The following is a 14,441-nucleotide window of genomic DNA, read 5'->3' as shown; positions in this document are numbered from 1 at the left end:
GGAGCGCGCGGGACCGGTTCTCTCGCCACTGCCCCTCTTACCCGAAAGGCCGCCTCGCATGAAGTCCGTCCTCGGCGACCGCAAGACGATCCTGCTGCTGCTCCTGCCGGCCCTGGTCATCTACACGCTCATCACCATCGTCCCCGTGCTCTGGTCGTTCGGGCTCACGTTCTTCACCGGCAGCATCCTCGAAGGCTTCGAGTTCACCGGCATCTCCAACTTCACGCGCCTGTTCAGCGACAGCTACGTCGCCGACGCGTTCTGGTTCACGATCCGCTACGCCCTGCTGACCACCCTGTTCCAGGTCGTGCTCGGCTTCGGCCTCGCCCTGCTGTACCACTTCGTGCTCCGCCGATCGTCGGTGATCGTGCGCACGCTCGTGTTCTTCCCCGTCGTGCTCCCCACGGTCGCGATCGGCATCCTGTACCAGAAGCTCTTCCAGTCGGCCCCCAACGACGGCCTCGTGAACGAACTGCTCGTGAACGTCGGCCTCTCCAACATCGACTGGCTCGGCGACGGGTCGACCGCGTTCATCGTCATCGTGATCATGGACGTCTGGCGCTCCGCCGGCTTCTACGGCATCCTCGTGTTCTCCGGACTGCTCGACATCCCGGACGAGATCGTCGAGTCAGCCCGTCTCGACGGCGCGAAGTCGTTCAGCCTCTTCCGCTACATCATCCTGCCCATGTCGCTGCCCATCCTGTTCGCCTCGATGATCTTCAGCATCAACGGCACGATCAAGGTCTTCGACTCGGTCTTCGCGCTCACCGGCGGCGGTCCAGGCAACTCGACCACGCCGCTGACCATGTACATGTACCGCACCGCATTCCAGTTCAGCGACTTCGGCTACGGCTCGACGGTCGCCCTCGTGCTGACCATCATGTGCCTGCTCGTCACACTCGTCATCTTCCGCTCGTCGCGACGCGACAACACCGTCTGAGGACTGACCAATGACAACCACACTCGACACGACGGCCGTCCCGAGCCCGCACGCGTTCGTGCCGCACCGCCGCGGCGCAGGGGCCGTGGCCCTCGGCATCCTCCGCAAGGTGCCGACCTGGCTGACCATCGCACTGCTGATCGTGGTGACCGCGTATCCGCTGTTCTGGATGTTCATCAACTCGTTGAAGTCGAACAGCGACTTCCTGAACAACCCCTCGTACACGCTCCCCGAGATCTGGCGCTGGGACAACTACGCCACAGCGTGGGAGACCGGCAACCTCGGGGCGACGATCTCGAACTCGCTGATCGTGACGGTCCCGTCGCTGGTGTTCATCGTGCTGCTCGGCACGGCAGCCGGCTACGCGCTCGAGATCATGGTGTTCAAGGGTCGAGCCTCGGTGCTGCTGCTGTTCCTCGCGGGCATCATGATCCCGGGGCAGATGATCATCCTCCCCCTGTTCAACGCGTTCTCGAAGATGGGCATCAGCGGCTCGTACCTGCCGATGATCCTGATCTACATCGCCGGCGGACTCCCCCTGACCGTGTTCATGACCGCGACGTACTTCCGGGCGATCCCCCGCGAGATCTTCGAGGCCGCGACCATCGACGGCGCCTCGATGCTCCGTTCCTTCTTCCTGATCGGTCTGCCGATGATGAAGAACGCGATCTTCACGGTCGCGATCGTGCAGTTCTTCCTCATCTGGAACGACCTGCTCATCGCCCTGGTGTTCGGCGGCAAGAAGAGCCTGAACACGATCCAGGTGGGGCTGCTGAACTTCTCCGGCGAGTACGGAGCGATCAACTACGGACCGCTGTTCGCCGCGATCTGCGTCACCGTGTTCGGCATCCTGATCATGTACCTCTTCCTGAACCAGCGCATCATGAAGGGCCTCGCCGCCGGCGCGGTCAAGGGCTGACGCGCGCCCTTGCCCTCCCCCGCGAGGGGTCAGAACACGCCGCGCTCGTCCGCGAACGCGCGGCGCGTTCTGACCCCTCACCCGGAAGTGGGTACCCAAGCGTCGCGCGCCACATCTCGCACCGCACGCCACATCGCGCACCGCCGTTCGCGCCTCACACCCACCCCGCGCCGCGTATCGCGCGTGATCTTCCCGCGAGGGGTCAAGACGCGCCGCGTTCGTCCTCACACACGCGGCGCGTTCTGGCCCCTCACCCGGGAGTGGGCACCCCCAGCGCCGTGCACCTCGCACCGCCGCTCCCACCTCGCACGCCGCTCGCACCCCGCGCTTCGCACCGCGCCCCGTGACGCACTTCACGCGCGCGCCCTTCGTGCGAGGGGCCGAAACACGCCGCGCCCGTCCTCGGACGCGCGGCGTGTTCTGACCCCTCGCGGACCCGGGACCCGCGGGGGAGGCGCGGGACGTCAGCGCCAGTCGTGCTCGGCGCGGAAGCCGAGCTCGTCCTGGATGCGGCGGGTCGACATGAGCGACTCGAACTCGCCGAGGTCGTCGGCCACCGGAACACCGGGGAACCACCGCGCGGCGAGTTCGCGACTGGGAGCGGCATTGCCGGATCCGGGCGCCGCGACGTTGTACACGCGGAACCCGGGCGTCGCGCCGGCGAGTGCGAGTTCGACGGCGCGGGCGCCATCTCGTGCGTCGATCCAGGATCCGATGAGGTCGCGGCGGTAGTCGGGCTCGGCCGCGGACTCGAACGTGCCGTATGCGTCCGGGGCCACGACGTTCGTGAACCGCAGCGCAGTGATCGAGGTGTCGGGGCGCCAGCCGGCCAGTTGCGCGGCCATGGCCTCCTCCACCACCTTGCCGAGGCCGTAGGTGTTGAACGCGCGGGTGTAGGTCTCGTCGACGGGGAGCGCTGGCGGTGCGACGTCGAACGGGAAGCCCATGGCCGTGATGCTCGAGGCGAGGATGACCGTGCGGATGCCGGCGCGGTGCGCGGCGAGCAGCACGTGCGAGGAGGCGAGCATGTTGTTCTCGAAGGTCGCAGCGTCGGGGATGAGCCCGTTCACCGGGACCGCCGCGAGATGCACGAGCGCCTCGATGCCCTCGTGCCGTGCGGTCACGCCGAGGAACGCGTCGAGCGTCTGCCCGTAGTCCGCCAGGTCGACGCGTGTGAAGCCGACGCCCGGCGTGCCGGCGAGGTCGAAGCCGAGCACCTCGGCGCCGGTGGCGCGCAGCCGCTCGACCGTGGCGCGACCGAGCGTGCCGTTGCTTCCAGTGACTGCGATCACCATGTGGACCTCCGTGTCCGAGTCTGGCACGAGCATCGACCGATGCGAGCTCGATGCCCTAGTATTGAAACGTCACAATTCTATCCTGCTTCGTCCCGCAATCGCCTTGCGGGCGACTCTGAAACGTTTCGAAATCTTGGGAGTGTCCAATGCCGGCCACCGTATCCGCCGCTCGCTTCGAGCACCACCGCGAGCCCATCGGCATCGGCGAGCCGGCCCCGCGCCTCTCCTGGTTCGTCGAGAGCGCTCCGATCGGATGGTCGCAGACGGCATACCGCGTCGAGGTGGCCGCCACAGGATCGACCTCGACCTTCGAGGTCGAATCCGACGAGCAGGTCCTCGTGCCGTGGCCAGCGCCGGCCCTCCCCTCGCGAGCCACTGCATCCGTGCGGGTGCAGGTGCGCGGCGATGACGGCGGCTGGAGCGAACCCGGCCCGTGGTCGACGGTCGAGACCGGTCTGCTGCATCCGGAGGACTGGTCAGCCGGCCCCATCGGCGCAATCTGGAACGAGAACCCGATGCGCGACGACCGTCGCCCCTCGCTCGTCCGTCGCGACTTCGCCGTGCGTCCAGGGCTCGTCAGCGCACGGCTCTACGCCTCGGCCCACGGTCTCTTCCAGGCCGAGATCAACGGCGAGCGGGTCGGCTCCGACGTGCTCGCCCCCGGCTGGACGGTGTACCGCGAGCGCCTGCGCTACACCACGTACGACGTGACCGAGCTGCTCGCCGAGGGCGACAACGCGATCGGCGCCTGGCTCGGCGACGGCTGGTACCGCGGGCGTCTGGGTTGGCGCGGCGGCTTCCGCAACGTGTTCGGCGACGACCTCTCCTTCATCGGTCAGCTCGAACTGCGCTACGCCGACGGCTCGACGGAGACCATCGCGACCGACACCCGGTGGAAGGCGGCGCGGAGCCCGATCATCCGGTCCGGCCTCTACGACGGCGAGGTCTACGACGCCCGCGAGGAGCTTCCGGGCTGGAGCAGCGCCGGCTACGACGACAGCGCGTGGAGCCGCGTGCAGCTGCGTCGACGCGATCGCTCAACGCTCGTCGCCCCGACCGGCCCTCCCGTGCGGGTGACCGAGGAGGTGCAGCCGATCGCCGTGCTGCGCGCCCCCTCCGGCAAGCGCGTGCTCGACTTCGGCCAGAATCTCGTCGGCGTCGTGCGGCTTCGCGCCACCGCCCCGGCCGGCACCACCGTCACCCTGCGCACCGCGGAGGTGCTGCAGGACGACGAGCTCTACACCCGTCCGCTGCGCGACGCGATCTCGACCGACGTCTACACCTTCGCCGGCCGCGACGGCGGCGAGGAGTGGGAGCCGCGCTTCACATATCACGGCTTCCGCTACGTCGAGGTGGACGGCTGGCCCGGCGATCTCGATACGGATGCCGCGAACGGCGCCCTGATCGCGCGGGTGCTGCACACCGACATGGAGCGCACCGGCTGGTTCGCCTCGTCGAACCCTCAGCTCGACCGCCTGCACGAGAACGTGGTGTGGGGCATGCGCGGCAACTTCGTCGACATCCCCTCGGACTGCCCGCAGCGCGACGAGCGCCTCGGGTGGACCGGTGACATCCAGGTGTTCACGCCGGCGGCATCCTTCCTCTACGACTCCTCCGGCATGCTGGCGGGCTGGCTCCGCGACCTCGCCGCCGAGCAGCTGCCCGACGGCACCGTGCCCTGGTACGTACCGGTGATCCCGGCCGACTCGATGTGGAACCCGCAGCGCCCAGGGGCGGCCTGGGGCGACGCGGCGACGATCGTGCCGTGGACGCTGCACCAGCGCTTCGGCGACGAGGGCGTGCTGCGGGCGCAGTTCGACAGCGCCAGTGCCTGGGTCGATCTGCAGGCCGAGATCGCAGGGCCGTCGCGCCTCTGGGACACCGGGTTCCAGCTCGGCGACTGGCTCGACCCGGATGCTCCCCCGCAGCATCCGTCCCGCGCGAAGACCGATCGATTCCTCGTCGCCTCCGGGTATTTCGCGTACTCCGCCCGACTGGTCGCCGAGATGGCGGCGACCTTGGGCAGGACCGCGGATGCCGAGACCTACGGCACCATCGCGGCGGAGGCGAAGGCGGCGTTCATCGGCGCCTACGTGCTCCCCGGCGGTCGGATGACATCGGATGCGCAGACCGCCTACGCGGTCGCACTGCAGTTCGACCTGCTGCCCGATGAGCTGCGCGCACCGGCAGCCGCACGGCTCGCCGAACTCGTGCACGCGGGCGGCAACCGCATCGGCACCGGGTTCGTCGGCACCCCGCTCGTGACCGATGCGCTGAGCGCCAACGGCCAGCTCGACGCCGCGTACGACCTGCTGCTCGAGAAGGAGTGCCCGTCGTGGCTCTACCAGGTCGGCATGGGAGCGACCACGGTCTGGGAGCGCTGGGATTCGATGCGGCCGGACGGCTCGGTCAACCCAGGCTCGATGACCTCGTTCAACCACTACGCCCTCGGTGCGGTGGTCGACTGGATGCACCGCGTCGTCGCAGGGCTCGCCCCTGACTCGCCCGGGTACCGCCGCATCCGCGTCGCGCCGCGCCCCGGTGGCGGACTCACCTCGGCCTCGGCCAGGCACCGCACGCCGTACGGCGAGGCCTCGGTCTCGTGGCTGATCCGCGACGGTGCGCTGCACGTGACGGCCGAGCTCCCGGTCGGCACCACCGGCATCCTCTCCCTGCCGGGGCAGCCGGAGGAGACGGTGGGGCACGGCATCCACACGCGTTCCCTCACCCTCGCCGAGGAGGTGTCGGCATGACCCGCATCGCCTTCCTGCACACCGGCGCGGTCGTGATCCCGCCGGTCACCGAGCGCGCACGCGCGGTCCTGCCCGACGCGACCGTCGTGAACTACCTCGACGACCGCATCGTCGCCGATCTCGGCGACGCCGAGCTCGCGGCATCCGTCGCCGATCGACTCGCGCATCTGGCCGAGGCGGCCCGCGACGCGGGCGCCGACGTGCTGATGCTGACGTGCTCGTCGATCTCGGGCTACGCCGCGCAGACCGCAGCACGTGCAGGCATCCCGGTGCTGCGCATCGACGAGGCGATGGCCGATCAGGCCGTGCACATCGGAGCGCGGATCGCCGTGATCGCGACGCTGCCGACCACGCTCACCCCGACCGTCGCGCTGCTGCGCGAGCGGGCTGCCCTGACCGGCGTCGAGCCGATCATCGTCGAGGAGGTCGTCGACGGCGCGTTCGCCGCCGTCTCGGGTGGCGACCGTCCGCTGCACGACCGGCTCGTCGCCTCGGCCATCGAACGACTCGCAGCCGGAGCCGATGTCGTGGTGCTGGCGCAGGCGTCGATGGCCTCTGCCGCCGAGCGCGTCCGCGTCGACGTCCCGGTGCTCACCAGCATCGAGCCGGGCATCGCTCGGCTGGGCGAGCTGATCGCCGCACGAGCCGCGACGACGACAGAGGGAGACCTCCGATGACCACGGACACGCGACAGCGCGCACTGACCCCGCTGACCGCGGACGCCGCTCGATGGGCCAGCGGGTTCTGGGGCGGTGTGCAGGAGCGCACGCGCTCGACGACCGTGCCGACCATGTGGCAGTCGCTGAGCGACCCCGCGGTCAGCAACGGTCTGCGCAACTTCCGCATCGCGGCTGGACTCGAACCGGGCGAGCACGTCGGTCCGCCGTTCATGGACGGCGATGTCTACAAATGGATGGAAGCTGCGATCGCGCAGCTCGAACTCCAGCCGGAACCCTGGCTGGCCGAGACCGTCGAGACGCTCGCCGAGCTCATCGCCTCGGTGCAGCGCGCCGACGGATACCTGCACACGCCGACCCTGATCGCCGCGCTCGGCCCCGCCACGGCCACCGAGCTCGCCGACCGCTTCCACTTCGAGACCTACAACCTCGGACACCTCATCACGATGTGCGTGCGGCACCACGAGGTCACCGGCTCGACGCTGCTGCTCGATGTCGCCGTGCGCGCTGCGGGCTACCTCGAGGGTCTCGCCGAGCACAAGCCGGTCGAGCTCGCTCGCAGCGCGATCTGCCCTTCGCACTACATGGCCGTGATCGAGCTGTACCGCACGACGGATGACCGCCGCTGGCTCGCACTCGCCCAGGCGTTCCTTCGCGTCCGCGACGAGTTCGAGGGCGGCGACGACAACCAGGACCGCCTCCCCGTGCGCGACCAGTACGTGGTCGCCGGGCACGCGGTCCGCGCCAACTACCTCTATGCGGGCCTCGCCGACCTCGCGCTCGAGACCGGCGACGCCGACCTCATCGAGGTGCTCGAGCGGCTGTGGGACGACGTGATCGACACGAAGCTCTACATCACCGGCGGATGCGGCGCACTGTACGACGGGGCCTCGCCGGACGGCCACCCGTGGCAGGAGCAGATCAGCCGAGTGCATCAGGCCTACGGCCGCGCCTACCAGCTGCCGCACACGACAGCGCATGCAGAGTCGTGCGCGAACATCGGCATGATCCTGTGGGCGGAGCGGATGCTGGCGCTCACCGGTGCGGCGCGGTTCGCCGACGTGATCGAGCAGATCTCCTTCAACGCACTGCTCGCCGGTATCAGCCTCGACGGCTCTGCGTACTTCTACACGAACCCGTTGCGCCAGGTGCGCGAGCTGCCGTTCGAGCTGCGCCGGGCTGGCGACACGGGACTGCATCCGGTGCCCGCACCGCCGAAGTCCGACGAGCGGCTGCGCGAGCGGTACCTGAGCTGCTTCTGCTGCCCGCCGAACACGGCGCGGACGCTGTCGCGACTGCACGAGCGCGCGGCATCCGTCGCCGCCGACGGGTTGTACGTGCATCTCTACGGCGGCAGCGAGCTGCGCGGCGCCCTCGACGACGGCCGTGTGCTCGGGCTCCGTGAGCACAGCGACTACCCGTGGGACGGGCGTATCGAATTCACCGTGACCGAGGCGCAGTCCGGCGGCATGCCGCTGCACCTGCGCATCCCAGGCTGGACGTCCGGCGCCGCCCTGACGGTCGCCGGGGAGGTCGTGTCGGTCGCCGCAGCCGGCGAGTACACGACGATCGATCGACCGCTCGCAGTGGGCGACGTGATCGTGCTCGACCTGCCGATGCCGGTGCGGATGCTGCGCGCCCACCGTCTCGCCGAGGAGGCCGCGAACCAGGTCGCCGTGCAGCGCGGACCCATCGTGTACTGCATCGAGGAGGCCGATCTGCCCGGCGATGTGCTGCTCGAACAGGCGGCACTCCGCCGCGGCACCGCGTTCGGCACCGAGACCACGGAGATCGAGGGCCAGCGGCTCATCGCGCTGACGACGACGCTCGCCGTGCTCCCCGGCACGACCGACGACGCCCTCTACGCCGACCTCGACGCGCAGCCGCTGACCGAGATCACCGCTCGACTGGTGCCGTACTTCGCCTGGGGCAACCGCGGCCCCGGCGAGATGTCGGTCTGGCTCCCGATCGTCTGGTGATCCGATGAGCGAACACGTCACCGCCACGTATGTCATCGAGACGTCTCTCCCCCTCATGCAGGCTGCCGAGACGCTCGCCGGCGAGCAGTCCACAGGTACCTTCGTGCGGGTCGAGCGGGAATCGGATGCCGTCCGTGCCCGCTTCGCCGCCCAGGTCGTCGACCTGGAAGAGCTTCCGCTCACCGGCGACAGCGCGCTGCCCGGCACCGTCGGCGACCCCGCCCTTCGACGACGGGCGCGGATGCGTCTGCGATTCCCCCTCGACAACTTCGGGCCATCGATCCCGAACCTGCAGGCGGCCGTCGCCGGCAACCTCTTCGAGATCAAGGAGCTCGCCGCCGTCAAGCTCACCGACCTCGACCTGCCACCGGCGTTCGCCGCGCGCTACGGCGGTCCGAAGTTCGGCCTCGCCGGCACTCGCGAGCGGATGGGTCGACCCGATGGCGCGATGATCGGCACGATCGTCAAGCCGAGCATCGGGCTCTCCCCCGCCGAGCTCGCCGAGGTGGTGGGCGAGCTCGCCGAGGCTGGCGTCGACTTCATCAAGGACGACGAGCTGCAGGGCAACGGCCCGTCCGCGCCACTCGCCGATCGTGTGGCTGCGGTGATGCCGGTGCTGCATCGGTATGCCGACCGCACCGGCCGGATGCCGATGTACGCGTTCAACATCACCGACGACATCCACCTGCTCGAAGCGAACCATGACCTGGTCGTCGCCGCCGGCGGCACCTGCGTCATGGTGTGCATCAACATGGTCGGTCTCGCCGGGCTCGCGCACGTCCGCCGTTTCACGCAGGTGCCGATCCACGGCCACCGGGCGATGTTCGGCGCGATCAGCCGTTCGCCGCAGGTCGGGTTCTCGTTCCGCGCCTGGCAGCAGCTCGCGCGGTTGAGCGGTGCCGATCATCTGCACACGAACGGCATCTCGAACAAGTTCTACGAGTCGGACGACGAGGTGCTCGCCTCGATCGCCGACGTGCGCACGCCGCTCGATGGCATCGCGGAGACGGTCCCGGTGCTGTCATCGGGACAATGGGGCGGCCTCGCCCACGCCACCTATCGCGCGGTCGGGTCGTCGGATCTGCTCGTGCTCGCCGGCGGCGGCATCCACGGGCACCCCGACGGCGCCGCCGCCGGTGTCGAGAGCATGCGCGCCGCGTGGGCGTCTGCAGAGCGCGGCGAGTCCACAGCCCAGGCCCTGGCCGCATCGCCGGAGCTCCGTCGGGCGACGGAGCGGTTCGGGGCCGTCCGTGACTGAGCAGTCGGCGACGGCCGCATCGGCGGGGCCGAGCGTCGGCTACTACGGCGATGACGTCACCGGGAGCGTCGACGTGCTGCTGCAGTTCGCCCGCCACGGCGTGCGCGGATGCCTCTTCATCGGCACGCCGTCGCAGGCGGCGCTCGATCGCGCCGCAGAGACATATGCCGTGATCGGCATCGCAGGCATCGCCCGCTCGCTCACGCCGGATGCGCTCGACGCCGAGGTACGACCGGCGCTCGAGGCGCTGCGCACGCTGCACCCTGCGATCGTCCAGTACAAGGCCTGCTCGACCGCCGACTCGTCGCCCACGATCGGCAGCATCGGACGCGTGATCGAGGTCGCCCGCGACATCTTCGGCGAACGCACGGTGCCGGTGCTGTTCGCGCAGCCGGACTTCGGTCGGTACACCGTGTTCGGGCATCACTTCGCGGCCGAGGGCGGCGTCGTGCACCGTCTCGATCGGCAGCCGACCATGTCGCAGCATCCGTCCACCCCGATGGACGACTCCGATCTCGTCGCCCACCTCGCGCGCCAGACTCGGCTGCCGATCGGCGGGCTGCCGCTCACCGGCTACAGCTCGGCGGGTGCGCTCGCGACCGCCATCGACGGCTCGACGGATGCCGCGGTCGTGCTCGACGCGCTCGACGACACCCACCTCGCGCTGATCGGCGATGCCTTGACGCGGCTGGCCGCCGAACAGCATCCGCTCTTCGCCATCGGGTCCGGCGGACTCAGCAGGGCGTTCGCGCTCGGACACACCCCGACACCACTGCCCGCGGTGCCGGCGCCGGCGGGCCCGGTCCTGGCGATCTCGGGCAGCCGCTCGCCGCAGACCCGCCGACAGGTCGATGCAGCGAGGTCCGCCGGCTGGGCGGTGCTGCCGCTGTCGCCCGATCCGGCGCTGCATCCCGAGGTCATCGAGCTGCTGCGTGCCGGGCGCAGTGTCGTCCTCTCCTCCGAAGGCGCGGCGGCCTTCGCGGATTCGACCGAGGTCCTCGCCGATATCGCTGCGGCGACCACAGCCGTGGCCCACGCCGCCCTGGCCGCCTCGGCGACTCGCCGCTTGATCATCTGCGGCGGAGACACGTCGAGCCGGGTCGTGCGCACGCTGGGCATCGCGAGCGTGTCGATCGCGGCGAACCCCGGTGCGAATGTCGTGGTGCTTCGCGCGCGCAGCGACGATGCGGCGGTCGATGGCATCGAGCTGCTGCTCAAGGGTGGCCAGGTCGGCGACGACGACCTCTTCGAGTCGATCCGAGTCGGGAGCGGACGCCTCGACGGTTGACGGATCCGTGCGGTCGACCCTAAGATATGAAACGATTCATATTTACAGAAAGCGAGTGACAATGTCCGTCCTCACCCCCGATCACCTCGCCGTGCTGGAACAGCAGGCCATCGAACTCCCGAGCTGGGCGTTCGGCAACTCCGGCACCCGCTTCAAGGTGTTCGGCACGCCGGGCACGCCGCGCGACCCGTGGGAGAAGATCGCGGATGCCGCGCAGGTGCACGCCTACACCGCCCTCGCCCCGAGCGTCGCGCTGCACATCCCGTGGGACGTCGTCGACTCGTACTCCGACCTGCGCGCGCACGCCGAGGACCTTGGCGTGCAGCTCGGCACCGTCAACTCCAACACCTTCCAGGACGACGACTACAAGTTCGGCGCACTCACGCACGAAGACGCCGGAGTCCGGCAGAAGGCCATCGACCACCACCTCGCGTGCATCGACGTGATGGATGCCACGGGCAGCCGCGACCTGAAGATCTGGCTGGCCGAAGGCTCGAACTACCCCGGCCAGGCCGACCTGCGCGGGCGCCAGGACCGCCTGCAGGAGTCGCTCCAGCAGATCTACGCCCGCCTCGGCGACGACCAGCGCCTCGTGCTCGAGTACAAGTTCTTCGAGCCGGCGTTCTATCACACCGACGTTCCCGACTGGGGCACGTCGTACGCCCAGGTGAGCGCACTCGGCGACAAGGCGATGGTCTGCCTCGACACCGGCCACCATGCTCCTGGCACGAACATCGAGTTCATCGTGATGCAGCTGCTGCGCCTCGGCAAGCTCGGCTCGTTCGACTTCAACTCGCGCTTCTACGCCGACGACGACCTGATCGTCGGTGCGGCCGACCCGTTCCAGCTCTTCCGCATCCTGTTCGAGGTCATCCGCGGCGGCGGGCTGAACAACCCCGACGTGGCGTTCATGCTCGACCAGTGCCACAACGTCGAAGACAAGATCCCCGGCCAGATCCGTTCGGTGCTGAACGTGCAGGAGATGACGGCGCGCGCGCTGCTCGTCGACCGCGACGCACTCACCGCCGCCCAGAAGTCCGGCGACGTGCTGGCCGCGAATGCCGTCTTCATGGACGCCTTCTACACCGACGTTCGCCCTGCACTCGCGGAATGGCGGGAGTCGCGCGGGCTCGCCGGCGACCCGATGGCTGCGTACGCGGCATCCGGCTACCAGCAGCAGATCGCCGCAGACCGCGTCGGCGGCGTGCAGGCCGGCTGGGGCGCCTGAGCGCGCTGCTCCTTTACCTCTCTCGCGACTTCGAACCAAGGACACGACACGCATGACGAACCCCACAGCCGCCGCCCTGATCGCGCGGAGCAACCGCCTGGGCGCCGACCCGAAGAACACGAACTACGCCGGGGGCAACACCTCCGCGAAGGGCACCGAGATCGATCCGGTCACCGGGCAGCCCGTCGAGTTGCTGTGGGTCAAGGGGTCCGGCGGCGACCTCGGCACGCTGCAGGAGCAGGGCCTCGCTGTGCTGCGCCTCGACCGCATGCGTGCGCTCGTCGACGTGTACCCCGGCATCGAGCGCGAAGACGAGATGGTCGCGGCCTTCGATTACTGCCTGCACGGCAAGGGGGGAGCCGCGCCTTCGATCGACACGGCCATGCACGGGCTCGTGGATGCCGCGCACGTCGATCACCTGCACCCCGACTCCGGCATCGCGATCGCGACCGCTGCCGACGGCGAGGCGCTGACCTCGACGATCTTCGGAGAGAAGGTCGTCTGGGTGCCGTGGCGCCGCCCAGGGTTCCAGCTCGGACTCGACATCGCCGCGATCAAGAAGCAGAACCCGCAGGCGATCGGCTGCATCCTCGGCGGGCACGGCATCACCGCCTGGGGCGACACGTCTGACGAGGCAGAGGCGAACTCGCTGTGGATCATCGACACCGCAGCCTCGTACATCGCCGAGCACGGTGCGCCCGAGCCGTTCGGCGGGGTCCGCGCAGGGTTCGAGGCATTGCCCGAGGCCGAGCGTCGTGATCGCGCCGCAGCCCTCGCCGGCACGATCCGCGGGATCGCCTCGCAGGACCGCGCCATGGTCGGACACTTCACGGATGCCCCCGAGGTGCTCGACTTCCTGGCATCCGAGAAGGCGCCGGAGCTCGCGGCCCTCGGCACCAGCTGCCCAGACCACTTCCTGCGCACCAAGGTGAAGCCGCTGATCCTCGACCTGCCGGCCGCGGCATCCCTCGACGAGCAGGTCGCACGCCTGCACGAGCTGCACGCCGAGTACCGCGCCGACTACCAGGCCTACTACGACGCCCATGCTTCGGCCGAGTCTCCCGTGATCCGCGGCGCAGACCCGCTCATCGTGCTCGTTCCCGGTGTCGGCATGTTCTCCTACGGCGCGAACAAGCAGACCGCCCGGGTGGCCGGCGAGTTCTACGTGAACGCGATCAACGTGATGCGCGGCGCCGAGGCGCTGTCGACATACTCCCCCATCTCGGATGCCGAGAAGTTCGCCATCGAGTACTGGGCACTGGAGGAGGCGAAGCTGCAGCGCATGCCGAAGCCGAAGTCCCACCAGGGCCGCATCGCCTTCGTCACCGGCGCCGCCTCCGGCATCGGGAAGGCCATCGCCACGCGTCTCGCCGCCGAGGGCGCCTGCATCGTCATCGCCGACCTCGACCTCGAGAAGGCTCAGGCCGCCGCGGCCGAGCTCGGGAACACCGATGTCGCGATCGGCGTCGCCGCGAACGTGGCAGACGCCGACGCGATCCAGGCCGCGCTGAACGAGGCGGTGCTCGCATTCGGCGGGGTCGACCTGATCGTCAACAATGCTGGACTCTCGCTGTCGAAGCCGCTGCTCGAGACCACCGAGAAGGACTGGGACCTGCAGCACGACGTCATGGCGAAGGGCTCGTTCCTGGTGTCGAAGGCCGCGGCGCGCGTGCTGATCGACCAGAAGCTCGGCGGCGACATCATCTACATCTCGTCGAAGAACTCCGTGTTCGCCGGCCCGAACAACATCGCCTACTCCGCGACCAAGGCCGACCAGGCCCACCAGGTGCGGCTGCTCGCGGTCGAACTCGGCGAGTTCGGCATCCGGGTCAACGGCATCAACCCCGACGGCGTCGTGCGCGGCTCGGGCATCTTCGCCTCGGGCTGGGGCGCCAACCGTGCGGCGACCTACGGCGTCGCGGAAGAGGATCTCGGCCAGTTCTACGCGAACCGCACGATCCTCAAGCGCGAGGTCGTGCCCGAGAACGTGGCCGATGCCGTGTACGTGCTGACGGGCCCCGAGCTCACCCGCACGACCGGCCTGCACATCCCGGTCGACTCCGGCGTCGCCGCCGCGTTCCTCCGATGACCCCCCGTCGCCGAC

General features: G+C 69.4%; 10 protein-coding genes. 9 read left to right on the top strand and 1 reads right to left on the bottom strand.

The annotated features are described in order from the left end of the window. The first annotated feature begins 58 nt into the window (after positions 1-58). Both RS83_RS08255 and RS83_RS08250 read left to right on the top strand, forming a co-directional pair. Positions 59-940 carry a carbohydrate ABC transporter permease gene (locus tag RS83_RS08255; protein ID WP_045279024.1) on the top strand — a complete coding sequence of 294 codons (882 nt, stop codon included), beginning with the start codon at positions 59-61 and terminating at the stop codon, positions 938-940. Positions 941-950: 10 nt separating this feature from the next. After that, the gene (locus RS83_RS08250; RefSeq protein ID WP_052678993.1) at positions 951-1,859 is read left to right on the top strand and encodes a carbohydrate ABC transporter permease; all 909 of its coding nucleotides are present in this window, start codon (positions 951-953) and stop codon (positions 1,857-1,859) included. Positions 1,860-2,323: 464 nt separating this feature from the next. Here the strand turns inward: RS83_RS08250 and RS83_RS08245 are convergent, their stop codons facing one another. After that, positions 2,324-3,154, bottom strand: coding sequence for an NAD-dependent epimerase/dehydratase family protein (locus RS83_RS08245; RefSeq protein WP_045279083.1), 831 nt, complete (start codon positions 3,152-3,154; stop codon positions 2,324-2,326). Positions 3,155-3,300: 146 nt separating this feature from the next. On the opposite strand from RS83_RS08245, the gene RS83_RS08240 reads away from it, so the two are divergent. The 7 genes from RS83_RS08240 to RS83_RS08210 all read left to right on the top strand — a co-directional run bounded on the left by RS83_RS08240 (position 3,301) and on the right by RS83_RS08210 (position 14,426). Then, the gene (locus RS83_RS08240; protein WP_045279023.1) at positions 3,301-5,907 is read left to right on the top strand and encodes a glycoside hydrolase family 78 protein; all 2,607 of its coding nucleotides are present in this window, start codon (positions 3,301-3,303) and stop codon (positions 5,905-5,907) included. Next, on the top strand, positions 5,904-6,584 hold the full coding sequence (locus RS83_RS08235) for an aspartate/glutamate racemase family protein (RefSeq protein WP_045279022.1): 681 nt from the start codon (positions 5,904-5,906) through the stop codon (positions 6,582-6,584). Before RS83_RS08240 ends, RS83_RS08235 begins: the two co-directional genes overlap by 4 nt. Next, on the top strand, positions 6,581-8,563 hold the full coding sequence (locus RS83_RS08230; protein WP_045279021.1) for a glycoside hydrolase family 127 protein: 1,983 nt from the start codon (positions 6,581-6,583) through the stop codon (positions 8,561-8,563). The genes RS83_RS08235 and RS83_RS08230 overlap by 4 nt, the downstream gene beginning before the upstream one ends. Before the next feature lie 4 nt (positions 8,564-8,567). Next, a complete protein-coding gene (locus RS83_RS08225; RefSeq protein WP_045279020.1) occupies positions 8,568-9,821 on the top strand; it encodes a RuBisCO large subunit C-terminal-like domain-containing protein in 1,254 nt (417 codons plus the stop codon). After that, positions 9,814-11,109 (top strand): four-carbon acid sugar kinase family protein, encoded by a 1,296-nt coding sequence (locus tag RS83_RS08220; RefSeq protein WP_045279019.1) that lies wholly within the window; start codon positions 9,814-9,816, stop codon positions 11,107-11,109. The genes RS83_RS08225 and RS83_RS08220 overlap by 8 nt, the downstream gene beginning before the upstream one ends. A 61-nt stretch (positions 11,110-11,170) precedes the next feature. Then, positions 11,171-12,337, top strand: a complete 1,167-nt coding sequence (gene rhaI, locus RS83_RS08215) for an L-rhamnose isomerase (protein ID WP_045279018.1) — start codon at positions 11,171-11,173, stop codon at positions 12,335-12,337. A gap of 52 nt (positions 12,338-12,389) precedes the next feature. Next, positions 12,390-14,426 carry a bifunctional rhamnulose-1-phosphate aldolase/short-chain dehydrogenase gene (locus tag RS83_RS08210; RefSeq protein WP_045279017.1) on the top strand — a complete coding sequence of 679 codons (2,037 nt, stop codon included), beginning with the start codon at positions 12,390-12,392 and terminating at the stop codon, positions 14,424-14,426. The last annotated feature ends 15 nt before the right edge of the window (positions 14,427-14,441 follow it).

Origin of the sequence: Microbacterium oxydans, from assembly GCF_000956525.1 — a bacterium.
GTDB classification, from domain to species: Bacteria; Actinomycetota; Actinomycetes; order Actinomycetales; family Microbacteriaceae; genus Microbacterium; species Microbacterium oxydans_A.
The sequence above is the reverse complement of the archived record's forward strand: the minus strand, read 5'-3'. Positions and strand labels throughout refer to the sequence as shown.